Genomic DNA, 23,566 nt, shown 5'->3' with positions numbered 1-23,566 from the left:
GCCGCGCCCCGGTGCCACGAAATCCCCTGTGGACGAGGGTCCCTCGGCCGAGCCCGCCCCGTGGGGGTGTGGACGACGGCACCGTCGCCCCGCCACCGCCACCGTCGCCCCGCCACCGTCGCCCCGCCACCGTCGCCACGCCACCACACCCACGCCATGCCGCGACAGGCGCGGCCCGACCACCGGCGACCCCCGTTCGCCGTCCGTCCATCAATCGTTTCGACAAACAATTCGATTTCGAAGGTTTATCGCCCTACGCTGGACCAGCCGTCCCGCCGCCACGTCCAGAGAGCCACCCCATGTCCCACCTCACGATGCCCGCCCGCCCACGTCTGGCCGCATCGTCCTCGGTCCGGGAGATCGCCCGCATCGCCGTCCCGGTGAGCATGGAGTTCGTCCTCATGCTCGTCCTCAACTTCGTCAACCAGATCGTCGTCGGGGTGCTCGGCGCCACCGCCATCGCCGCCGTCGGGTTCAGCAACAGCCTCACGTTCATCCTCGGCGTGACGCTCGGCGCCCTCGGCACGTCGGTCGCCATCCTCGTCGCGCGAGCCGTCGGCGCCGGTCGCCGCGAGACGCTCGACCACACCGTGACGGCCGCCGTGACGGTGGCCCTCGGTCTCGGGGCCGTCGTCTCCCTGGTGCCGTGGCTCTTCGCCGACCACCTCCTCTCGCTCGTCGGCGCCTCCCCCTCGGTCGCCGCCGCCGGGACCGACTACTTCCGGCTCACGGTGCTCGCCACCCTGCCCGTGATGCTGAGCGCCGTCCTCGCGGGTGTGCTGCGCTCCGCGGGCCGCCCGTCGAGCCCGATGGTCGCGACCGCCGTGACGGTCGTGGCGAACTCCGCGATCGCCTACTCGCTCGTCACCGGGCTCGGGCCGCTGCCCGCCCTGGGCGTAGCCGGGGCCGGCTGGGCCACCCTCGTGACCGCCGTCGCGAAGACGCTCATCCTCGCGTGGATGGTGTTCGGCTCGCACGCCCGCCGCATCGTCCGTTGGAGCCTGCCGGGTGGCCGCGCCCAGTGGCGGGCCGTCATCGTGCCCCTCTTCGTGCTCGCCCTCCCCCTCGGCATCACCGAGCTCTTCTGGACCGTGGGCACCTTCCTCTACAACGTCGTCTTCCAGCAGCTCGGCGACGAGGCCCTGGCCGCCGCGCAGATCGTCACCACGCTCGAGGGCATCTTCGTGGTCGGCAGCATCGGCCTCATGGCGGCCACGACGACCCTCGTCGGTCGGTCGGTGGGCAGCGGCGACATCGTCGCCGCCGTCGCCTGGGTGCGTCGCGTCAAGCGCGCCGGCATCGGCACCGCGGTCGCGTTCGGCCTCCTCTTCGCCGGCTCGCTCGTCCTGCTCGAGCCGCTCTTCGGCGAGGCGGGACCGGACGTGCGCTGGATGGCCGCGGTCGGCATCCTCATGAACGCCGCGTTCCAGGTCGTCAAGGTGCGCAACATGATCGTCGGTGCCGGAGTGCTGCCCAGCGGCAACGACGTCCGCGGCGTCATCCTGGGTGACGTCATCGGCGCCTTCGTCGTCGGCCTCCCCCTCGCGGTGCTGCTCGGCCTGTACACGCCACTGGGGTTCGCCGGCATCTTCGCGGCGCGCATCGTCGAGGAGTTCGCCAAGCTCGCGATCTTCAGCTACCGCGCCCGCCGCATCCGCTGGGACGCCCTCGTCGCCCAGGCGGCCTGACCCGCCATCCCCGACCGCCGTCCCCCGTCGCCTAGCGTGGGGTGATGAACCGCCTCGCCGACGCGACCAGCCCCTACCTGCTGCAGCACCGCGACAACCCCGTCGACTGGCAGGAGTGGGGCGAGGAGGCCTTCGCCGAGGCGCGGGCCCGCAACGTGCCGGTGCTGTTGTCCGTCGGCTACGCGGCGTGCCACTGGTGCCACGTCATGGCGCACGAGTCCTTCGAGGACGACACCGTCGCGGCCGCCGTGAACGAGCGGTTCGTGGCCGTCAAGGTCGACCGCGAGGAGCGACCCGACATCGACGCCGTCTACATGTCGGCCGTCGCCGCCACCACGGGGCACGGCGGGTGGCCGATGACGGTCTTCCTCACCCCCGAGGGCGACCCGTTCTTCTGCGGCACGTACTTCCCGCGCGACCACCTCCTCCGCGTCCTGGCGGCGCTCGAGGAGGCGTGGCGCACCCAGGAGCAGCAGGTCCGCGCCTCGGGTGCCCACGTGGCCGGGACCCTCGGTGACCTGCTGCGCCCCGAGGCGCCGGGGCAGGTGGATGCCGGGTCGCTCGACGAGGTGGTCGAGGTGCTGTCCCGCACCTTCGACGCGGATGCCGGTGGGTTTGGTGGCGCGCCCAAGTTCCCGCCGTCGATGGTCCTCGAGTTCCTGCTGCGTCAGCACGCGCGGACCGGGCACGACCTGTCGCTGCGGATGGCGGACCGCACCCTGACGGCGATGGCCCGCAGCGGCACCTACGACCAGCTCGGCGGCGGCTTCGCCCGGTACGCGGTGGACGCCCGGTGGGTCGTCCCCCACTTCGAGAAGATGCTCTACGACAACGCGCAACTGCTGCGGGTGTACGCGCACTGGTGGCGGCTGACGCGGAACCCCCTGGCGCAGAGGGTCGTTCGCGAGACGGCCGAGTTCCTGCTCACGGCGCTGCGCACCGACGAGGGCGGGTTCGCCTCGTCGCTCGACGCCGACACCGAGGGCGTCGAGGGGCTCACCTACGTGTGGACACCGGATGGGCTCGTCGAGGTGCTCGGCGACGAGGACGGGCGGCACGCCGCCGAGCTGTTCGGCGTCACGGACGAGGGCAGCTTCGAGCACGGTCGTTCGACGCTGCAGCTGCAGGCCGACCCCGACGACACGCCGTGGTTCGCGGACGTCCGGGCGCGACTGGCGGCGCACCGTGCCACCCGGCCGCAGCCGGGTCGGGACGACAAGGTGGTGACCGCCTGGAACGGTCTCGCCGTCGCGGCGCTGGCCGACGCCGGTGCGCTGCTCGACGAGCCGGAGTGGGTGCGGCAGGCCCGGCGGTGCGCCGAGTTCGTCCTCGACACCCACGTCGTCGACGGCCGGCTGCGGCGGGCGTCGCGCGACGGTCGGGTGGGTGCCGCCCTCGCCGTCGCCGACGACCACGGCGACCTGGCCGAGGGTCTGCTCGCGCTGCACCAGGCCACCGGTGAGGCGCGCTGGCTCGACGCCGCCCGTGGGCTGCTCGACGACGCGACGCAGCGGTTCGCCGCCGACGACGGCGGTTTCCACGACTCGGGCTCCGACGCCGAGCAGCTCTACCTCCGGCCGCGCAGCGCCTCCGACAACGCCGAGCCGTCCGGCCAGGCCGCGCTGGCAGGCGCGCTCGTCACCCTCGGCGCGCTGACCGGCTCCGCCGCCGCGATCGAGGCCGGCCGTCGGGCCACCGAGGCCGGGCTCGGCCTCGCCACGCGTGAGCCGCGGTTCGGGGGCTGGACGCTCGCGGTCGCCGAGGCGCTCGTCGCCGGACCCCTGCAGGTGGCCGTCGTCGCCGCGACGGCCCCCGAGACCGGTACCGACACCAGCACCGCGAACAGCACCGGCGCCGACACCAGCACCTACATTGGCGCCGCCACCAGCGTGAACGCGGAATGGCTGCTGGCCGTGGCGCGCTCATCGTCGAGCCCCGGTCTCGTCCTCGTCCACGGCCAGCCGGACTCCCCCGGCATCCCGCTGCTGGAGGGGCGCCCGCTCGTCGACGGCGGACCGGCCGCCTACGTCTGTCGCGGCTTCGTGTGCGACCGGCCCGTCACCGACCCCGCCGAGCTGGCCGCAGCGTTGGCCACACCGCCGGCCAGTGCGCCGGCGGACGCAGGCGCGGCGACCCTCAGCGAGGGCTGACGAGGATCTCCCCGTGGGGCACGGTGAACCACCCGTCGGGGTGCTCCGACCACTCGAGCCACGCGTCCGAGATCCGTTGCAGGTCAGCCCGGTTGGCCAGGCCGCGCTCGAGCGCCACTGTCGCGACGTCCGACTCGAGGATGCGCTGCGCCCAGCTGCGCCCCCACCACCCCCGGTCGTCAGGGGCGGCGTAGCACCAGACGGAGGCTGACACCTCGACGTCGGCGAGCCCGGCGGCGTGCGCCCAGGACAGCAGGTGACGGCCGGCGTCCGGCTCGCCGCCGTTGGAGCGGGCCACGGCCTCGTACAGGGCCAGCCACTCGTCGAGCCCGGGCAGCCGGGGGAACCACGTGAAGCCGGCGTAGTCGGCGTCGCGCGCCGCCACCACCCCGCCGGGCCGGCAGACCCGCGCCATCTCACGCAGGGCCTGCACGGGGTCGGCGACGTGCTGCAGCACCTGGTGCGCGTGCACGACGTCGAACGCGTCGTCGGGCAGGTCGAGGGCGTGCACGTCGGCGACGACGACGTCGGCCGTGATCCCCCGTCGCCTCAGCTCGTCGCGCGCGAGCCCCAGTGGTGCCGGTCCGGTCTCGGTGGCGGTGACCCGCCCCGGCGCCACCCGCGTCGCGAGGTCCGCGGTGAGGGTGGCCGGCCCGCACCCGACGTCGAGCAGCGACTGCCCGGGCCGCAGGTACGGCAGCAGGTAGGCGGCCGAGTTCTCGGCCGTGCGCCACCGGTGCGAGGTGAGCACCGACTCGTGGTGGCCGTGGGTGTAGCCGGATGACGTGGAGCTGCCGTTCACGCGCGCGACGCTACCCGTCGCCCTCGGTCGCCCGCCGACGCGTTCACGTGGCGGCGACGACAGGTCACCGACATCTCACCGGCCTCTCGCGCACCGCTCGCCCGGCACTGTGCCCACCCCTCGCCCGGTACCGTGCCCGCACCCCTCGCCAGCGCCTCCGCTCGCCCGTGCCTGACCAGTGCCGCAGCGCTAGAGGTTGACGCTGCGGTACTGCGGGGCCTCGACCGAGAAGGCGTCGTGGGTGGTAGCCGAGCCGACGAACAGCGCGGTGGCCCAGATGTCGGCCCACAGCAGGGTCGGACCGACCACGGTCACCGAGCCGGGTCGGTCGACCGCCCTGCCGAGGGTGGGGTCGTAGAGGTGTGCCCCGCGCGCCGCCGTGCCGGAGGTGGCGACCGCTCCCTCGACGAGGGTCACGGTCTCCGCCATGCGGGTGCGGTCGCGCGGGTCCTCGACACCGACCCGCCACCGGACCGCCTCGGCCCCGGTGCGAGGCAGGTCCGGGTGGGCGCCGACGCGCAGGTCCCCGCCCGCGTTGATGCACCACGACAGCCCCGGCAGGGTCGTCAGGTGCTCGGACGCCAGGTCGACGGCCCAGCCCTTGACGAGACCCGTGGGGTCGAAGGCGAGGTCGCCCTCTCCGGTGGGGAGCAGGGTCGTGAAGGCACGTCGGGTGACGATCTCGGCCCGCTCGCCGATGGCGAGCGCCTGCTGCAGCAGCGAGCTGCAGGCCTCGAGGCCGACCTCCTCGCGCCGCAGCCGCATCAGCTGCGAGTCGGGGCGGTACGTGGAGAAGACCGCGTCGAGCTCGCGGAAGGTCTGGAAGGCCCCGGCCACGGCCGCCGTGGCGGCCCGCGACCCCGGGTCGCACCCGGGGTCGGCGGCGCGCAGGTGGATGCTGACCGGCATCCCCATGACGTGCTCGACCCACGCGCGGCGGGCGGGTTCCGATGGTGCGGGTCGCGTGGCGCGCGTCGTGGTGCTCACGAGAGGTGCGCCTGGTCGATGGCCGACTGGAGCGACTGCGTGTAGCCCTCCCACGTCACCGTGGCCCCGCTGACGACGTCGATCTGCGCCGACTGCTGCTGCACGGCCTCCTGGTCGTACACCGGGACCGCCTGGCTGTTGATCATCTGGTCGTGACGGTCCTCCATCGGCACCTGCAGCACGTCGCTGGCGGTGATGCGCCCGTCGGTGACGGTGATGCGCACCTGCACGTCGCCGTACCGGGTCGACACCGCGTCACCGTCGTAGGTCGTGGTGCCCGACGAGCCCGAGGATGCCGACGTGGTGCCGTCACCGCCCGAGGCGGGCTTTTGGGTGGTCGACGCCGACCCGTCGGACGTGGCGGCGTCCTGCCGGCTCGTGGCCGTGACGCTGCGCGTCTCGGCCGTGACGACGGTGGCGGTGGCGCCGCGGGAGGTGCTGTAGCTGAAGAGCAGGACGAGCACGGTCAGGGTGCTCATGGCCCAGAGGCCGATGCGACGCATCGTGGGTCTCGCTTTCGGTGGGGCGGCCGGCAGGGGTGCTGCAGAACGGTCGAGGAGGACAGAGGTGTCGGCGGTCAGAACGCGGTCGGTACGCGGTCGGTACGCGGTCAGTACGCGAAGCGCTCGTGGTGCACGGCGTCTCGCGGCACGCCCGCCCGGTGCGCGGCGGCGAGCACGGTGTCCATCCACGCCGGATGACCGCACACGAAGACGTCGCGCTCGGCGATGTCGGGGACGATGCGCAGCAGTGCCTCGGCGTCGTCGAGGTCCCCGGCGCTCGCGGGCAGCCAGCTGCTCCTCGACGGGTGCCGATGGCCGACGACCGCGACGACCCGGCCGCCGCGCTCGGCCGTCAGGGCCAGCAGCTCGTCGGCGAGCACCGCCTCGTCGAGCGTCCCGACGCGGTACACGACGACCACCCCGTCGGGGGCGGCGGGCAGCTCCTCGAGCAGCGAGCGCAGCGGGGTGATGCCGATGCCGGACCCGATGAGCACCGACCGCTGCCGGGTGCGTACGCCGCCGTGCAGCCGCCCGTAGGGGCCCTCGACGAGCACCCGGGTCCCGGGTCGCAGGGCGCGGAGGCGGTTGCTGCCGTCGCCCACCGCGGCCGCGGTGATCCGCAGCGACCGCCCGTCGGGGGCGGCCGACAGCGAGTACGGGTGGGCGCGGGTCCATCCCGGGCCGTCGAGGAACCGCCACTGCAGGAACTGCCCGGCGCGCACCGGCATCCGGTGCAGGTCGCGACCGGTGACGACCACCGAGGTCACGGTGGGCGACTCGGCCACGACGTGCGACACCGTCAGTGCGTGGCGGCGGGAGCGCCACAGCGGCACGGCGACGCGGTAGGCCAGCACGGCGACGAGGGCCGCCGCGTAGAGGCCCCACCAGAAGACCGTGGCCACCGCGCTGGAGCGGAAGTCCTGGCCGGTCCACAGCTGGTGCGGCAGGGCGAGACCGGCCCCGAGGTAGGCGTAGAGGTGCAGCAGGTGCCACGACTCGTAGCGCAGCCGTCGGCGGGCGCGGCGTACCGAGGTGACGACGACCATGACGAGGGCGATCGCCCCCGCGAGCGCGAGCAGCATGCCGGGGCTGTGCAGCACCTCGTCGACGAATGTGCCGATCACCCCGGCGTCGGTGCCGACGCTGTAGCCGACGATGACGAGCGCGATGTGTCCGAGCATGAGCGAGAAGGAGGTGAAGCCGACGATTCGGTGCACCCGGGCGAGCTCGTCCTGCCCCCACGCCTGCTCGACGACGGGGATGCGGGCCATGAGCAGCACCTGCAGCAGGATGAGCACCGACGCGAGCAGCCCGGCGAGGCGCCCCACGGAGGTGAGCCCGTCGCCCGCACCGTCGAGCAGCTGCAGCCCGCCGGCGGCGACCCACAGGGCGACGACGAACAGCACGAGTGCCCACGCGGCCGCGGCCGTGACGTCACGCCACCACCGCGGCAGGGGGCCACGACGTCCGAGGATGCGGTCGGGGACGCGGTCGGGGATGCGGGTCGGTACGGCCGCGTACCCCGCGTCCGGCAGGTCGGCGGGCTCGGGGCCAGGTGGTGGGCCCGCGACGGCGGTTGCGCTCATGACGACGAGCGTCGCGACCCCCGCTGTGCCGATCCTGTGGTGGCCGAAGGAGGGGTGTGTGAGCCGCGCCCCGGCTCACTGCCCCGGCTCACTGCCCCGGCTCACTGCCCCGGCTCACTGCCCCGGGTCCCGCGTCGCGGGTCAGGCCCACCAGCCGATCAGGCTGCCGCCGATCTTGACGATGAAGGCGCTGACGACGACGACGAAGACGACGCGCACGAAGCCGCTCCCCCGCGCCACCGCCGTGCGGGCGCCGACGTAGCTGCCGATGAGGTTGGCGGCGGCGATGACGACGGCGACCTTGAGGATGACGAGCCCCATGGGCACGAAGATGACCAGCGCCCCGAGGTTGGTGGCGAAGTTGGCGATCTTCGCCTTGGCGCTGGCCTGCAGGAACGTGTAGCCGAGCAGCCCGACGAGGGTGAAGACGAGGAAGCTGCCGGTGCCGGGCCCGAGCGCCCCGTCGTACACCCCGATGACGAACCCCGTCAGCATGGCCAGGGCGGTGTGCCGGGCGCCGTGGAACCTGCGGATCGCCTCCGAGCCGAGGTCGGGCTTGAACAGCGTGTAGGCGCCGACGAGCAGGAGCAGCACGAGGATGATCGGGTTGAAGGCCGACTTGGGGATGTGCAGCCCGATGAGGGCACCGCCGGCCGCCCCGACGAAGGCGACGCCTGCCATGGGCAGCGCCGTGCGCAGGTCGGGGCGCACGCGCCGGTAGTACGTGACCGAGCTCGTGGCGGTGCCGAAGATCGAGCCCAGCTTGTTCGTCGCGAGCAGCTGGGCGGGGCTGGCCCCCGGCAGCCCGACGAGCAGCGCCGGCAGCAGCACGAGCCCACCGCCGCCGACGACGGCGTCGATCCAGCCCGCGACGAAGGCGGCGGCGCCGAGGAAGGCGAGGGTGGTGAGGGTCGGGTCGCTCACGCCGACGCGCTCACAGTGCCGCGCTGATCCAGCGGTCGACGATCTCGGCGACGTCGATGAGCTCGTGGGCGACGGCGTCCGGCTGCGCCTCGACCGCCACCCGCTGGCTCTCGGGGATGTCGGAGTGCGGCACGAGCACCGCCCGCATGCCGACCTGCTGGGGCCCATAGACGTCCTCGAACACCCGGTCGCCGACGTAGACGGCCCGCTCCGGAGCCACCCCGACCGCCTCGCACGCGAGCAGGAACGCCTCTCGGTGCGGCTTGACGACGTGGATCTCCGACGAGTAGACGTCGCCGTCGAGCAGGTCGAGCACGCCGTCGCGGGCGAACACCTCGCGGTGGTACTCCCGCGTCCAGATGGTGTTCGACAGCACCCCGACGCGCACCCCCATGGCCTGCAGGGCCTGCCACAGCGGCCGCACCTGCGGGTCGGTGTGGGTGTGCGGCTCCCAGAACCGCTGGTAGGCGGCGAGGGCGAGGTGGTGGCGGTCGTGGGCGGGGTCGACCCCGGCCTCCTCGAGGATGGCGGCGATCGACGCGCTCTCGTGGCTCTCGCGCCCGCGCTTCCACGCGCGCTCCTCCGCCTCACCCAGCCGCAGCGCGAGCGAGTCGGCCTCGGCGATCTCGTCGACCGGCATCCTCGGGTCGTCGACGGGCAGGCCGTGCACCTCGCGCGCGAAGACGCGCCACTGCTGCGGGAGGTCGACCTCGTGCCAGGGAGTCAGCGTGCCGCCCCAGTCGAAGACGACCGCGTCGACGGGTCGCCCCGTGCCCGTGGCGCCCATCAGGCCTCGCCGTCGGTGGCCGTCGCGCCCGTCGCGCCCGTGTCGCCCGTGTCGCCCGTGCCGCCCGACACCCCGGCGACGGATGCCGTCCCGCGCACCTCGGCGACCACGGTGGGCACGACGTCGTCGACCGCCACCGAGCGGCGCTCGTTCGTGCGACGGTCCTTGACCTCGACCTGCCCGTCGGCGAGACCCCGGCCGACGACGACGATCGTGGGCACCCCGATGAGCTCGGAGTCCTTGAACTTCACGCCGGGGCTGACGCCGCGCCGGTCGTCGACGAGCGCGCTCACCCCGTGCGCCTCGAGCTCGCGGGCGATCTCCTCGGCCTTGACGAAGACCTCCTCGTCCTTGCCGGTGGCGACGACGTGGACGTCGACGGGGCTCAGCTCGCGGGGCCAGACGAGACCGAGCTCGTCGTGGTTGCCCTCGGCGACGCAGGCGACGGCGCGCGAGACCCCGACGCCGTACGAGCCCATGACGACGGTGACGAGCTTGCCGTTCTGGTCGAGCACCTTGAGGTCGAGCGCCTCGGCGTACTTGCGGCCGAGCTGGAAGACGTGGCCCATCTCGATGCCGCGGGCCGCCTCGAGCGTGCCGTCGCAACGGGGGCAGGCGTCACCGGGGCGCACCTCGGCGGCCTCGATCGTGCCGTCGGCGGTGAAGTCACGCCCGGCGACGAGACCGACGACATGGCGTCCGGGCTCGTTGGCACCCGTCACCCACGCCGTGCCCTCGACGACGCGCGGGTCGAGCAGGTAGCGGATGCCGGTCGAGCCCTCCGAGCCGAGCGCGCCGGGCCCGATATAGCCCTTGACGAGGGCCGCGTTGGCCGTGAAGTCGGCCTCGGTGAAGGCCTCGACCTCGGCCGGCTCGACCTGCGCGCCGAGCCGCTTCTCGTCGACCTCGCGGTCGCCGGGCACGCCGATGGCGAGGGGCTCGCGCGTGCCGTCGGGGTGGGCGAGCATGACGACGACGTTCTTCAGGGTGTCCCCGGCGGCCCAGGGGCGGTCGTCGCGGGGGAAGCGCTCGTTGAGGTGGGCGACGAGCGTCTCGATCGTCGGGGTGTCCGGGGTGTCCTCGACGTGCGCGGCGGCGAGGCCGTCGAGGGGGACGGGGTCCGGCGTCGGCACGCGGACGGCCTCGACGTTCGCGGCGTAGCCGCACGAGGCGCAGTGCACGTAGGTGTCCTCGCCGACCTCGGCCGTGGCGAGGAACTCCTCGCTCTTGCTGCCGCCCATCGCCCCGGCCATCGCCTCGACGATGACGTAGTGGAAGCCGAGCCGGTCGAAGATGCGCACGTAGGCGTCGCGGTGGGCCTGGTAGCTCTTGTCGAGGCCGGCCTCGTCGACGTCGAAGGAGTAGCTGTCCTTCATGACGAACTCACGGCCGCGCAGCACGCCGGCGCGCGGACGTGCCTCGTCGCGGTACTTGGTCTGGATCTGGTAGATCGAGAGCGGCAGGTCCTTGTAGCTGCTGAAGAGGTCCTTCACCGTGAGGGTGAACATCTCCTCGTGGGTCGGGCCGAGCAGGTACTCCGCCCCCTTGCGGTCGTGCAGGCGGAAGATGTTGTCGCCGTACTCGGTCCAGCGGCCCGTCGCCTCGAAGGGCTCCTTGGGCAGCAGCGCCGGGAAGAGCAGCTCCTGGGCGCCGATGGCGTCCATCTCCTCGCGCACGATGCGCTCGACGTTGCGCAGCACGCGCAGGCCGAGGGGCAGCCACGTGTAGATGCCGGGGCTGACGCGCCGGACGTAGCCGGCCCGCACGAGCAGGCGGTGGCTGGGCACCTCGGCGTCGGCCGGGTCCTCGCGGAGGGTGCGCAGGAACAGGGACGACATGTGCAGGGCCACGGGGGCGCTCCTCGGGCTGGGACGACGGCGGTCGCAGGGCAGGCGGACGGGCAGAGAAGGACGGCAGACTGGCGTGCAGGCGGGCGCGCGACCGCGCCCCCGGCAGGATATCGGCCGGGGGCGACGGGTGCGCTCAGCCCTCGCCCGGCCCGCGGGCGTCGTCCACCGCGAGCTGGTGCACGACGGTGCTCGCCGTGCGCCGGTACCCCAGTCCCTCGTAGAGCCGTAGCGCCCCGGACGGGTTGTCTGAGTCGACGCCGAGCCCCGCGGCCTCGAGCCCGGCCTCGCGGAAGCGGTGCATCGACGCGAGCAGCAGGGCGGAGGCGATGCCGCGGCCGCGGTGGTCACGGGCCACCCCGAGCATGTCGGTGTAGCCCTCGGTGAAGCCCTGGGGCTCCCAGTCCTGCTCGTAGGCCGTGTTGAGGGCGGCGCCCACGACCTCGTCGCTCGCCTCGTCGACCGCGAGCACGGACCACCCGGGGCGGAAGGCGCTCGAGCCCGTCTGCTCCTGCCACATCTGCGGCGTCGAGTCGACGTGGCCCCAGTGGTCACGGAAGGCGACGTTGAGCAGGTGGTGCACCTCGGCGCTGCGCTCGGGTGCCCACCCCGTCAGCCGGATGCCGGTGGGCGACGGTACGTCGGACAGCCCGGTCAGCCCGGTCAGCGGTCGGGACATCTCGAAGAAGTAGCGCTCCGTGGGCATCCCGTGACGCGCGGCGAGGTCGCGCACGTCGGCCTGGTCGGATGGCGCGGCCAGACGGACGACGAGCGGGCCGAATCCCGCGGTGCGAGTGCGACGGTCCCACGCGACGGCGTGGGCGATCTGCCACCGCAGCACCGCCCGCCCGATGCCCCGACCACGGTGCTGCGGGTGGACCGCTCCCCCGAGGTGAACGCCGCGCCGCTCGGTCACCGCCCGGTTGCACCCCGACCAGGCCACGGCGACGACGGCACCGTCGTCGTCCCATGCGACGAGGGTGTCCTCCTCAGGCACCGACCGCTCGGAGTCCCAGTACTCCTCGAGGTCCGACAGCGCGGTCCGCTCGGGGTTGGCGTCGTGGGTCTCGCACTCCCGGTAGAAGTCGGCGACGGCGCGGAGGTCGTCCCGTTCCAGCGGACGCCACCGGATGCCGGTGAACGAGTCGAGGGCGGCACGGGCGGTGGGCTCGTCGGGGAGGTCGGTCACCCCGGCATCCTCCAGAGTCTCGGCCACCCCCCGCAAACGCATAACCGTCGAGAGGGCGCGTAGCCCCCGTCGAGTGGTCACGAGGCGACCGGATGCCGGGCCTCCCCCGACGCACCCGCGCGCCTCGACGCGAGCGCGGTCGTCGCAGGCGTCAGCGACGCCCGGGCCGACGACGCCCGGTGACGCCGGCGGCCCGCAGGGCGACCCGTACCAGCGACCACTGCAGCGGCAGTCGCACGACGGTGGCGGCGAGGAACCCGCGAGCGGCGTTGTCCTGCGGGTGACGCTGCAGCCGGCGCGCCGCCTGACGTGTCATCTCGACGTTCGCCGGGAAGACCCCGACCAGCACCGCGGCAGCGGCGATGCCCGCGACCCGACGGGTCTGGGGTACGAGCAGACCTGCGGCACAGGCGAGCTCGGCCGCCCCCGACAGGTGGACCAGCGCACGACGACGGGGCAGCGCCCGCGGCACCATCGCCTCGAACGGCGCGGGGCGCACGAAGTGCATGACACCGGAGACCGCGAAGGCGGTGACGAGCCCGCGGGCGCCGCGGTCGAGGCCGCGCCATCCGGCATCCGACGCGCGTGCGCTCACAGCAGCACCGTCGTGAACGAGCCGACCTCGGTGAAGCCGCAGTGCTCGTAGAGGCGGCGCGCTGCATGGTTGAAGTCGTTGACGTACAACGAGACCTCCTGGGCCATCCCGTCGAGGACCAGCTCGACGACGGCGGCCATCGAGGGCAGCGCCAGCCCGTGACCGCGCAGCCGCGGGTGCAGCCACACGCCCTGGATCTGCGCGCAGCCCAGCGCGAGCGAGCCGACGTCGGCCTTGAAGACGACCTCGCCGTCCTCGACCCGCACGAAGGTGTGCCCGGCCCGGATGAGCGCCGAGATGCCGCCGCGGTAGGCCCGGTCCGAGCCGAAGTAGGGCGGGTAGCCGATCTCCTCGGTGAACATGTGCGCGGCCGCAGGCAGGACGAGGTCGACCTCGTCGGGGCGGGCGGGTCGCACGCGCGGGTCGACCTCGACCCCGAGCCGCGACGGCGGGGTCGTCGTCGTCAGCAGCGGCTGGTGACGACGCACCGAGCGGGGCGGACCCCAGGTGGGCCCGAGACGCTCCCACAGGCCCTCGACCTGCTCCGTCGGACCGAAGATCGAGGCGCACTGGCGTCGTTGCCGAGAGATGCGGTGGGCCACGGCGGCGACCCCGTCGTCGTCGAGCTCGACGGGGACCACGTTGGCGCTGACCCAGGCCAGCCCGCGGAGCCCGCCCTCGCCCCAGTGGCCGAGCACGGAGTTGGGGTGCCCGCGCAGCGCTCCCTCGCCGATGCGGGCGGCGGCGAACACGTTGGCCACGCGGTTCCGGGCGCACAGCGCCAGGGCGGCGTCGCGGTCGGCGGACGACAGCGGCCGTACCGGGGAGCGTTGGCGCAGCACCCCCTCAGCCTGCCTGCCGGGACCGGCCGTGTCACCTCGGCCGCGCCGTGGCGAGATGCGGCAGGCTGGTCCGGTGCCACCCACCCCGCCCTCCCCCACCGCCGACGGTGTGGCGCGCGAGGTCGTCGACGGGGTGGCCGTCGCCTTCGCGACGCCCGAGCCCGCCCGCTGGCGGCACCGTCTCGACGACCTCGACCCGGTCGAGCGGGAGCGCCTCGGCGTCCTGCGGCACCCGCCGACCGCTGCCTCCTACGCGACCGCGCACCTGCTGGCCCGTGACCTCGTGGCCGGGCTGACCGGCATCCGGCCCCGTGACGTGCGCGTCGCGCGTGACTGCCCCGACTGCGCCGCACCGCACGGGCGGCCCCGGCTGTTCGACCACCCGGGGCTGCACCTGTCCCTCTCACGCACGACCTCGCTCGTCGTCGTGGCCGCCACACGCCGAGGGCCGGTCGGCGTCGACGTCGAGCGGGTCGACGGCGTGGCCTTCGACGGGTTCGCCGAGGTCGCGCTCCACCCGGACGAGCGACACCCACCGGATGCCGGTGCGCTGGGTCCTGCGGGCAGGGTGGCCGACGCAGTGTCGTGGGTGCGCAAGGAGGCGGCACTCAAGTCGCTCGGCGTGGGGCTGCGCGTCGACCCGGCATCCATGACGACCCCGCGCGCCGGGGTCCCGCTCACGGTCGTGCCGAGGTCACCGACGGTCGTGGTGCACGACGTCGCCACCCCGGTCGACGGGCACGTCTGCGCCCTCGCCCTCGTCGCGGCCGCCGCTCGCGACACGGACGAGAACGTCTCTGCGACAGGCGAGCTCACTCGTCGGGGTGCCGGCTCTTCCACGCGGTGAAGGGCGCGGCGGGGTCGGCCACCGGCAGCTGCTCGGCGGCGAGGTTGCGCTCCTCGACCGGCTTCGCGTACTCGTCGTAGAACGTGGCGAGGGTCATGAGGCGGTTGCCGTCCTCGTAGTGCTCGCCCTCCTGCTCACGGGTGGCGGCGAAGAAGACCCGGTCGGGCTGGGCGTAGTAGAGCGCGCCGAGGCACATGGGGCACGGGTAGGCGGTGACGTAGACGTCGTGGCCCTCGAGGCTCGTGACGCCCTGCTCGGCTGCCGCCCGCAGCGCCATGACCTCGGCGTGGGCGGTCGGGTCGCCGGTCTGGGCGACGTGGTTGGTCGCCTGGACGACGACCTCGCCGTCGCGCACGACGACGCAGCCGAAGGGCTTGCCGCCCTCCTCGACGTTCTGGAGGGCGAGGTGGACGGCGAGGTCGATGAACGTCTGCTGTGCGTCTGTCATCGCCCGGTCGTACCCGGCGACGGCGGCAGAAGAATCAGGCCGCCGGTCTTCGGTGTCGGCAGCCGCGACGTGCGAGTGGGCCTCTCATCCGGCGACGCTCACCGGGGTGCGGGGCAGACCGGCGGCCGCCACGACCTCGTCCACCTCGGTGCCCGCGGCCGTCAGCACGGACAGCTCGGTGCTGTGGGCCGCATGATGGCGATGCGCCCGCCTCAGCGCAGCGACGGCCTCGTCAGCGAGCTCGTCGACACCGGTGAGGTCGAGGTGCAGTCGGTAGAACCCGCGTCGCGACGCCTCGTCGATCTGCTCACCCAGCGTGGAGGCCGTCGCGCCGTCCACGCGACCCCTGACGTGCAGCAGTCGCGGCGGACCGTCGTCGAGCACGGTCGTCATCGTCGGGTGAACCGGCCGTCGGCCACCGACCCGCTCGTCGGAGCCGTCGAGTGGGGTGGGGCGGTCGGTGGAGTGGCCGGTGGGTGTGCGGGTGGCGCGGTCGGGCATCGGGTCCTTCTCGGGTCGAGCACCGCCTCGTGGTCGGCGGCGGCAAGCGCACGGAGTCGTGCCGCACGTGTCGGTTACCCGCAGAAACCCGGCCGAAACAGGGCCTCGGCCCGAACTCGGCCCCCCTCTCGCCGCGTCGAACGAGTCGTTCGCGGTCGAACGGCTCGCCGGCTGTCGAACTCGCCCGTGCACCACCGCGTTCGTCACCCCGCGGCGCGCTCGGCCTCGAACGGTTCGTTCGGCGCAGCCGGTGGGTGGAGGTGGGTGAGACCGACCGCGGGAAGCACGCCTCTCGTGACCGTCGGCTGACCCGGGTCAGGCCTCAGATGCGGGGCAGCGCCGGGAGCGGCGTCTGCCAGAGCCAGGCGTCGAGCAGCGGCACGGCGTCCCCGTCGGCGTCGAGGTCGTCGACGTGGTCGAGGAAGTCGGCGGTCGAGACCGAGCCGTAGCGGTTGGCGGCCACCCACGTCGCGACGACCTCGAAGAAGGTCGGGTCGCCGAGGTGGGCGCGCAGCGCGTGCAGGGCGAGCGCGCCCCGCTTGTAGACCCGGTCGTCGAACATCGTCGCCGGGCCCGGGTCGGCGAGCACCAGGTCCTGCGGCAGCAGCGAGAGCCGGCGCCAGTGCTGCGACGCGAGGGCGTTCGCGGTCTGGCTGCCCGACGCCTCCGACCACAGCCACTCCGCGTAGCAGGCGAACCCCTCGTTGAGCCAGATGTCGCGCCACGCCTTCACCGTCAGGCTGTTGCCGAACCACTGGTGGGCCAGCTCGTGCGCGACGAGCCGCTCGTGGGTGCGCCGACCGCTGAGGTAGTTCGGGCCGAACGTCGCCATGCCCTGGGCCTCGAGGGGGATCTCGAGCTCGTCGGCGGTGACGACGACGGTGTAGTCGTCGAAGGGGTAGGGCCCGAAGAGCCGGGTGAACAGCTCCATCATCCGCGGCTGGCGCGACAGCTCCGTCGTGACCTGCGCACGCAGCGGCACCGGCGCGACGAGCACCTGGCGCACCGGGCCGTCCGCCAGCACGACCTGCTCGTACTGCCCGACGTGGACCGTGGCGAGGTAGGTGGCCATCGGGTGGCGCTGCTCGAAGACGTGCCGGGTGCGCGAGCCGCGCACCCGCTGCTCGACGAGCGTGCCGGTCACCGCGACGGCGTAGGGAGAGTCGCACTCGAAGGCGATGCGGTAGGTCGCCTTGTCCCGCGGGTGGTCGTTGCACGGGAACCAGGTCGGGGCGCCCGTCGGCTGGCTGGCCACGAGCACGCCGTCGTCGAGCTCCTCCCAGCCGACCTCGCCCCAGCTCGAGCGCACCGGGCGAGGGTTGCCGGAGTAGGTGACGGTGACCTCCGCCCGCTCCCCCACCGCCAGCGCCTGGGGCAGTGTGACGGTCAGGTGCGGGCCGCGCTGGGCCCACTTCACCGCCGTGCGCCCGACCGTCACCTTCGTCGCGCGCAGGTGCACGAGGTCGACCCGCAGGCGCCGCACCGGCTCGTGCGCCACGACGTCGAGCCGCGCGCGCCCGGCGAGCCGGTTGGTCGACACGCGGTAGTCGAGGTCGAGGTCGTAGTGCTCCACGCCGTACGACGCGTCGCCCCTCGTCGGGACGTAGGGGTCGGCGGGGGTGGCGGACACGGCGCCCAGCGTATGACGTGGCGCGCGGGACGCGGTCAGCGGACGGCCCCGACGTCGGTGGCCCGCCCGTCCGGCGATCGGCCGCCGAGTGCACCCACCCCCGGGTCGGATGCCGTCGTGGTGGCCGTCGCGTCGAGCGGCCAGGGGGCGATGGGGTTGCCCGTCCACCGGCTGCCGGGCGGGACCGACTCCCCGCGGAGCACGAGCGAGCCCGGCCCCACGGTCGCCCCCTGCTCGATGGCGGCGGCGGGGAGGATCACCCCGTTCGGGCCGAGCGTCGCCCCCTGTCCGAGCGTCACGGCGTCCATCGCCATGATGCGGTCGTGGAAGAGGTGCGTCTGCAGGACGCAGCCCCGGTTGACCGTGACGCCGTCGCCGAGGGTGACGAGATCGGCCTCGGGCAGCCAGTACGTCTCGCACCACACGCCGTGCCCGATGCGGGCGCCGAGCGTGCGCAGCCAGACGTTGATGGCGGGGGTGCCGGTGGCCGTCCACGCGAACCAGGGGCCGGCGACCATCTCGACGAAGGTGTCGACGACCTCGTTGCGCCAGACGAACGAGCTCCACAACGGGTGCTCGACCGCGCGGATCGGCCCGACGACCGCCCACTTGGCCGCCGTCGTCACCGCCGCGGCGACGGCGCCGACGGCGGCCAGCACCACCCCTGACAGCAGGGCGGCCACGACGAGGCCCATCCGGTCGACGACCCAGGCCAGCGCGACGAGGACGGTGACGCCGAGGGCGACCGTGACCATGACGGGCACGATGCGGCACAGCTCGACGAGACCGCGGAGCACCTTGAGGCGGGTGGGCGGGGCGAAGGTGCGCTCGTCGTCACCGCCCTGGGCCGCGCGGCGCAGGCGCACCGGCGGGCTGCCCAGCCAGCTCGAGCCCGCCTTCGACTTCTGCGGCGCGGCCGACAGCACGGCCACGAGCCCGTTCTTCGGCACCCGGCGACCGGGCGCGGTCATGCCGGAGTTGCCGAGGAAGGCGCGCTTGCCGATCTTGGCCCGCTCGATGCGCATCCAGCCGCGGCCGAGCTCGTAGCCGGCCACGAGGGTGTCGTCCGCGAGGAAGGCGCCGTCGGCGACCGTCGTCATGCGCGGCAGCAGCAGCACGGTCGAGGCCTCGACGTCCTTGCCGATGCGGGCGCCCAGCAGCCGCAGCCACGTCGGGGTGGCGAGGCTGGCGTAGACGGGGAAGAGCATGGTGCGGGCCTGGTCGAGCAGCCGCTCGGTCATCCACACCTGCCAGCCCACCCGGCCGCGCACGGGGTGGAAACCCTCGCTCAGGCCGAGACCGAGCAGCCGCACGACGACGACCGTCACGAGAGCCAGGGTGAGGAAGGCGAGCACCGTGACGAGCGGTACGGCCGCGTACAGGGTGCCGGCGGCGTCGGCGTACGACGTCGCCCCGCGCAGCATCGGGGCGAGCACGAGCAGGGCGGGCAGCAGCGACAGCAGCGGCACGAGGGCGAGCCCGACCGACGAGACCCCGTAGACCGGCACCCAGGCCACGCGTCGCGACGGCCGTTCCGAGGGCCAGCGGCCCGAGCCGCTGCCGCCGCCACCGACGCGGCGGGCCGGTGACCCGGCCACGGTGGTCGCCCCCGACACGTCGGAGAGCACGGTCGACCCGGCCTCGACGAGCGCGCCGCGACCGATGCGCACGTCCGGGCCGATGGTGCTTCGGGCACCGACGCTCGCGCCGGCCCCGACATGGATGGCGCCGACGTGCACGACGTCGCCGTCCATCCAGTAGCCCGAGAGGTCGACCTCGGGCTCGATGCTGGCTCCGTCGCCGAGGGTCAGCATCCCGGTGACCGGGGGCACGCTGTGCAGGTCGACGCCGCGGCCGACCCTCGCTCCGAGGGCACGCGCGTAGACGAGGATCCACGGGGCGCCGGCCATGGAGACGGCGCCGAGGGCCTCGGTGAGCCGCTCGGCGGCCCACAGCCGCAGCTGCACCCGCCCACCCCGGGGGTAGGTGCCGGGTCGCACACCGTGCAGCAGGATGCGGGCGCCCAGCGCCGACAGCGACATCCGCCCCACCGGCGTCACGAAGGCGACCCAGCCGACGGCGAGCACCCACCACGAGGTGGGCCTCGCCCAGGGGGCGAGGTCGAGCAGTCGCAGCAGCTCGGTGGCGGTGACCAGCGCCACGACCCACTGCAGGCCCTTGACGGTGAGCAGCACGAGCGAGACGACGGTCTGCACGAGCTGCGTACGACGGGGGATGCGGCGGACGTGGCGCGTGGGTGCGCCCTCGCCCTCCCTCGGCTGCGACGCCTCGACCAGCTCGGCCTGGGCCGCGAGCCGCGGCCGGTCGTAGAGGTCCGCGACGGTGACGGTGGGCGCCCGACGGCGCAGCAGCGAGACGAGCTGCGCGGCCGACAGGCTGCCGCCGCCGAGCGAGAAGAAGTCGGCGTCGGCCGAGGTGACGCGGGCGCCGAGCACGCTCGTCCACTGCTCGGCCAGCCACCCCTCGGTACCGGTAAGCGCGTCGTCGTCGCCGTCGTCGGCGCCACCGGCCGCGCCGGGCAGCGGCCACGGCAGCGCGGCCCGGTCGACCTTGCCGGAGGTGCGGGTGGGCAGCTCGGCGACGACGGCGAGCAGCGGCACGAGCGCGGCCGGCAGCTCGTCACGCAGCCGCGCGGTGGCGTCGGCCGCGTCGAACGTGGAGGGGTCGACCGGCACGACGTAGCCGACGAGCACCTGCGTGCCGCTCGGGGTCGTCTTGACGGCCGCCGCCGCCCCCGTGACGGTGGGCAGGCCCTGCAGGGCCGCGTCGACCTCCCCGAGCTCGATGCGTCGCCCACCGAGCTTCACCTGCTCGTCGGCGCGTCCGACGAAGACGAGGCCGTCGGGGTCGTTGACGACGAGATCGCCTGAGCGGTAGGCACGCTCCCACCCGAGGGTGGGCATCGGCGCGAACTTCTCGGCGTCCTTGGCCGGGTCGAGGTAGCGGGCCAGGCCCACCCCGCCGATGATGAGCTGACCGGTGGCGCCGGGCTCGACGGGTCGCTCGTCCTCCCCCACGACGACGAGGTCCCAGCCGTCGAGGGGCAGGCCGATGCGCACGGGGCCGTCGCCCGTCATGACCGCGGCGCACGCGACGACGGTGGCTTCGGTCGGGCCGTACGTGTTCCAGACCTCGCGCTCCGGCGTGGCGAGACGGGCCACGATGTCGGGCGGGCACGCCTCCCCGCCGAAGATGAGCAGGCGCACGGGCTCGAGCGCCTCGACCGGCCAGAGCGCGGCCAGGGTCGGCACCGTCGAGACCACGGTGATGCCCTGGGCCACGAGCCACGGGCCGAGGTCCATGCCGGTGCGAACCAGGGCGCGGGGCGCCGGCACGAGGCACGCCCCGTGCGCCCACGCCAGCCACATCTCCTCACACGACGCGTCGAAGGCGACCGACAGGCCGGCGAGCACGCGGTCGTCGGGCCCGATCGGGCTGTCCTGCAGGAAGATCCGCGCCTCGGCGTCGACGAACGCGGCGGCCGAGCGGTGGGTCACGGCGACGCCCTTGGGCACCCCCGTCGAGCCGGAGGTGAAGATGACCCAGGCGTCGTCGGCCGGCTGCACGTCGGGCAGGGCGGGTGCAGCGGGTTCCGTTGCCGCGTCGAGGGGTTCGCCTGTCTCTGTACCGGTGCCGGTGCCGGTGCGTGTGTTGGTCCGCTCGATGGTGCGCCCGGCCGTGACGACGGCGCTCACCCGCGCCTCGCCGAAGACGAGGTCGGCCCGCTCCTGCGGGTCGTCGGCGTCGACGGGCACGTAGGCGGCCCCCGCACGCAGGATGCCGAGGATCGACACGTAGAGGTCGTGGGTGCCCGACGGCGCCCGCACCCCGACCGTGTCGCCGGGTCGCACGCCCGCCGCGAGCAGTGCGGACGCCATCGCCTCGACGTGCTCGGCCAGCTCGGCGTAGGTGAGCACCGACCGGGTGTCGTCGAGCGCCGGAGCGTCGGGGTGTGCCGCGACGGTCGCCGCGAGGACGTCGACGAGGGTGCGTGGCGCGGCGGCCCGCTCTGCGGCCAGCAGCGGGTCGGTCACGCGCACTCCTCGGTCCGGCGCCCCGGCTGGGCGGTCGTCGCGGAGTGTAGTGAGAGCAGGTGAACACCCGGTGTCCCGTCCCGCCGCCCTCCCGTCAAGAGGGCGCGTAGCCCTCGTCGAATGGTCGCCGGATGCCGGTGGGCGCCGTCGCGGTCGACGAGCCCACCGGCGCCCTCGGTGGCAGACCAGCCGAGGCCGGGTACCGCTCGGACCCTCCCGGCCTCGACGGTTCAGGCGGCGCGGCGCCCGGTCACGGGCGGCTCAGCAGGACCGGATGGGCCAGGTCGGTGTTGTCGACCACCCACGTCGCCGACGCGCGCGGGTCGGCGTCCGCGAGGTAGAGCCGCTGGCCCTCGACGTAGCGCCGGTTCGACGCCGCCTCCGGGTCGGGGTCGTGGTCGCCGGCGAAGCGGTCGTTGCCCCGCGGCACCGAGACGGCGAACGGGACGTCGACGAACACGGCGGCGTCCCACGCGCCGGCCAGCTCGGGGCGCTGCAGGAAGATGCCGTCCACGATCAGCACCGTGTCGGCCCCGACGGGCACCGGCTCGGGCCCCAGGGCGCGGTCGGTGGCGACGTCGCGCACGGCCGTCATGACCGGCCGTCCGGCCCGGAAGGGCTGCAGCACCAGCGCCTGCAGCGCGTCGTAGTCGTAGGAGTCGCGGTAGAAGCCCTCGGGCCCCCGGCCGGTGCGGTAGCGCTGCGCACGCGGCCGGTGGAAGCCGTCGACCGTCAGGTGCAGCACCCGGCGGTGCGGGGCGACCTCGGCGGCGAGCTCTGCTGCCAGCACGCTCTTGCCGGCCCCGTCGACACCGTCGACGGCGACCGCCACCCGCTCACGGGGCCGGAGCGCGACGATGCCGTCGCGCAGACTGCGCACGACGGCATCCCGTTGCGGTGAGGTCGTGGACACTCAGCCGACGGTGACCGACGGCGTCCCTGCCGACTCCTCGTCGACGGGCTCGCCCATCTCGTCGGCGAGGCGCATGGCCTCCTCGATGAGGGTCTCGACGATCTGGCTCTCGGGGACGGTCTTGATGACCTCGCCCTTGACGAAGATCTGGCCCTTGCCGTTGCCGGACGCGACACCGAGGTCGGCCTCGCGCGCCTCACCCGGGCCGTTGACGACGCAGCCCATGACGGCGACGCGCAGCGGCACGGTCATGCCCTCGAGGCCGGCGGTCACCTGGTCGGCGAGGGTGTAGACGTCGACCTGGGCACGACCGCACGACGGGCACGAGACGATCTCGAGCTTGCGCGGGCGCAGGTTGAGCGACTGGAGGATCTGGTTGCCGACCTTGACCTCCTCGACCGGCGGGGCCGAGAGCGAGACGCGGATGGTGTCGCCGATGCCCTTGCTCAGCAGGGCGCCGAAGGCGGTGGCCGACTTGATGGTGCCCTGGAACGCGGGGCCGGCCTCGGTGACGCCGAGGTGCAGCGGCCAGTCGCCGCGCTCGGCGAGCAGCTCGTAGGCCCGCACCATGACGACGGGGTCGTTGTGCTTGACCGAGATCTTGAAGTCGTGGAAGTCGTGCTCCTCGAAGAGGCTGGCCTCCCAGACCGCCGACTCGACGAGCGCCTCGGGCGTCGCCTTGCCGTACTTCTCCATGATCCGCTTGTCGAGGCTGCCCGCGTTGACGCCGATGCGGATCGAGACGCCGGCGTCCTTGGCCGCGCGGGCGATCTCCTTGACCTGGTCGTCGAACTGGCGGATGTTGCCCGGGTTGACGCGCACGGCGGCGCAGCCGGCGTCGATGGCCGCGTAGACGTACTTCGGCTGGAAGTGGATGTCGGCGATGACCGGGATCTGGCTCTTGCGGGCGATCGCCGGCAGGGCGTCGGCGTCGTCCTGGCTCGGGCAGGCGACGCGCACGATGTCGCAGCCGGAGGCCGTCAGCTCGGCGATCTGCTGCAGCGTGGCGTTGATGTCGGTGGTGGGCGTCGTCGTCATCGACTGCACCGAGACCGGGAAGTCGCTGCCGACCCCGACCTTGCCGACCTGGATCTGGCGGGTGGGCCGCCGCGGTGCGAGGACCGGCGGGGGCAGCGGCGGCATGCCGAGGGAGACGCTCATGCCTCCAGTATGGCGCGGGTGTCGCCGCGAGACCCCACCGCGGTGGCCCCACGGAGCCCGCTGTGGCAGGCGTCACCGCCCACGCGAGCCCGAGCCGAGTCACGCGACCGG

19 protein-coding genes are annotated in these 23,566 nt (G+C 73.9%); 3 read left to right on the top strand and 16 right to left on the bottom strand.

Annotated features, from left to right (window positions below; all coding sequences use genetic code 11):
* Positions 1 to 299 precede the first annotated feature (299 nt).
* Together DFJ68_RS04965 and DFJ68_RS04960 are read left to right on the top strand one after the other, a co-directional pair.
* The gene (locus DFJ68_RS04965; protein WP_245963476.1) at positions 300 to 1,688 is read left to right on the top strand and encodes an MATE family efflux transporter; all 1,389 of its coding nucleotides are present in this window, start codon (positions 300 to 302) and stop codon (positions 1,686 to 1,688) included.
* Between the two features lie 44 nt (positions 1,689 to 1,732).
* The gene (locus tag DFJ68_RS04960; RefSeq protein ID WP_420823650.1) at positions 1,733 to 3,838 is read left to right on the top strand and encodes a thioredoxin domain-containing protein; all 2,106 of its coding nucleotides are present in this window, start codon (positions 1,733 to 1,735) and stop codon (positions 3,836 to 3,838) included.
* Here the strand turns inward: DFJ68_RS04960 and DFJ68_RS04955 are convergent.
* The 10 genes from DFJ68_RS04955 to DFJ68_RS04910 form a co-directional block, all read right to left on the bottom strand.
* The gene (locus DFJ68_RS04955; RefSeq protein ID WP_121031506.1) at positions 3,825 to 4,640 is read right to left on the bottom strand and encodes a class I SAM-dependent methyltransferase; all 816 of its coding nucleotides are present in this window, start codon (positions 4,638 to 4,640) and stop codon (positions 3,825 to 3,827) included. The genes DFJ68_RS04960 and DFJ68_RS04955 overlap by 14 nt on opposite strands.
* Before the next feature lie 189 nt (positions 4,641 to 4,829).
* Positions 4,830 to 5,627, bottom strand: coding sequence for an FAD:protein FMN transferase (locus DFJ68_RS04950; protein WP_245963475.1), 798 nt, complete (start codon positions 5,625 to 5,627; stop codon positions 4,830 to 4,832).
* A complete protein-coding gene (locus DFJ68_RS04945) occupies positions 5,624 to 6,106 on the bottom strand; it encodes an FMN-binding protein (RefSeq protein WP_245963474.1) in 483 nt (160 codons plus the stop codon). Before DFJ68_RS04945 ends, DFJ68_RS04950 begins: the two co-directional genes overlap by 4 nt.
* 131 nt (positions 6,107 to 6,237) lie before the next feature.
* Complete coding sequence (locus DFJ68_RS04940) at positions 6,238 to 7,716, bottom strand: ferredoxin reductase family protein (RefSeq protein WP_121031502.1); 1,479 nt, start codon at positions 7,714 to 7,716, stop codon at positions 6,238 to 6,240.
* Between the two features lie 141 nt (positions 7,717 to 7,857).
* A complete protein-coding gene (locus DFJ68_RS04935; RefSeq protein WP_121031500.1) occupies positions 7,858 to 8,640 on the bottom strand; it encodes a sulfite exporter TauE/SafE family protein in 783 nt (260 codons plus the stop codon).
* A 10-nt stretch (positions 8,641 to 8,650) separates the two neighbouring features.
* Complete coding sequence (locus DFJ68_RS04930) at positions 8,651 to 9,427, bottom strand: HAD family hydrolase (protein ID WP_121031498.1); 777 nt, start codon at positions 9,425 to 9,427, stop codon at positions 8,651 to 8,653.
* Complete coding sequence (locus tag DFJ68_RS04925; RefSeq protein WP_121031496.1) at positions 9,427 to 11,277, bottom strand: proline--tRNA ligase; 1,851 nt, start codon at positions 11,275 to 11,277, stop codon at positions 9,427 to 9,429. The genes DFJ68_RS04930 and DFJ68_RS04925 overlap by 1 nt, the downstream gene beginning before the upstream one ends.
* A gap of 133 nt (positions 11,278 to 11,410) precedes the next feature.
* Positions 11,411 to 12,463, bottom strand: a complete 1,053-nt coding sequence (locus DFJ68_RS04920) for a GNAT family N-acetyltransferase (RefSeq protein WP_170165701.1) — start codon at positions 12,461 to 12,463, stop codon at positions 11,411 to 11,413.
* A gap of 151 nt (positions 12,464 to 12,614) precedes the next feature.
* On the bottom strand, positions 12,615 to 13,058 hold the full coding sequence (locus DFJ68_RS04915; protein WP_276330690.1) for a DoxX family protein: 444 nt from the start codon (positions 13,056 to 13,058) through the stop codon (positions 12,615 to 12,617).
* Entirely contained in the window at positions 13,055 to 13,900 is an 846-nt protein-coding gene (locus DFJ68_RS04910) for a GNAT family N-acetyltransferase (RefSeq protein WP_121031492.1), read from the bottom strand. The genes DFJ68_RS04915 and DFJ68_RS04910 overlap by 4 nt, the downstream gene beginning before the upstream one ends.
* A 73-nt stretch (positions 13,901 to 13,973) precedes the next feature.
* Here DFJ68_RS04910 and DFJ68_RS04905 point away from each other — a divergent pair, with 73 nt between their 5' ends.
* A complete protein-coding gene (locus tag DFJ68_RS04905) occupies positions 13,974 to 14,747 on the top strand; it encodes a 4'-phosphopantetheinyl transferase family protein (protein WP_147431510.1) in 774 nt (257 codons plus the stop codon).
* Here DFJ68_RS04905 and DFJ68_RS04900 read toward each other — a convergent pair.
* The 6 genes from DFJ68_RS04900 to ispG form a co-directional block, all read right to left on the bottom strand.
* Positions 14,713 to 15,195, bottom strand: coding sequence for a nucleoside deaminase (locus DFJ68_RS04900; RefSeq protein ID WP_121031490.1), 483 nt, complete (start codon positions 15,193 to 15,195; stop codon positions 14,713 to 14,715). The genes DFJ68_RS04905 and DFJ68_RS04900 overlap by 35 nt on opposite strands.
* A gap of 84 nt (positions 15,196 to 15,279) precedes the next feature.
* Positions 15,280 to 15,696, bottom strand: coding sequence for an STAS domain-containing protein (locus DFJ68_RS04895; RefSeq protein WP_121031489.1), 417 nt, complete (start codon positions 15,694 to 15,696; stop codon positions 15,280 to 15,282).
* A 322-nt stretch (positions 15,697 to 16,018) separates the two neighbouring features.
* On the bottom strand, positions 16,019 to 17,326 hold the full coding sequence (locus DFJ68_RS04890; protein WP_211333270.1) for a M1 family metallopeptidase: 1,308 nt from the start codon (positions 17,324 to 17,326) through the stop codon (positions 16,019 to 16,021).
* Between the two features lie 35 nt (positions 17,327 to 17,361).
* The gene (locus DFJ68_RS04885) at positions 17,362 to 21,381 is read right to left on the bottom strand and encodes a Pls/PosA family non-ribosomal peptide synthetase (RefSeq protein WP_121035093.1); all 4,020 of its coding nucleotides are present in this window, start codon (positions 21,379 to 21,381) and stop codon (positions 17,362 to 17,364) included.
* Between the two features lie 250 nt (positions 21,382 to 21,631).
* The gene (locus tag DFJ68_RS04880) at positions 21,632 to 22,294 is read right to left on the bottom strand and encodes a nucleoside/nucleotide kinase family protein (RefSeq protein WP_121031488.1); all 663 of its coding nucleotides are present in this window, start codon (positions 22,292 to 22,294) and stop codon (positions 21,632 to 21,634) included.
* Positions 22,295 to 23,455: a flavodoxin-dependent (E)-4-hydroxy-3-methylbut-2-enyl-diphosphate synthase gene (ispG, locus tag DFJ68_RS04875; RefSeq protein WP_121031486.1), complete on the bottom strand. Its 1,161-nt coding sequence runs from the start codon at positions 23,453 to 23,455 to the stop codon at positions 22,295 to 22,297. It lies immediately after the preceding gene.
* Between the last annotated feature and the right edge of the window lie 111 nt (positions 23,456 to 23,566).

This window comes from Terracoccus luteus (genome assembly GCF_003635045.1).
GTDB classification, from domain to species: Bacteria; Actinomycetota; Actinomycetes; order Actinomycetales; family Dermatophilaceae; genus Terracoccus; species Terracoccus luteus.
The sequence above is the reverse complement of the archived record's forward strand: the minus strand, read 5'-3'. Positions and strand labels throughout refer to the sequence as shown.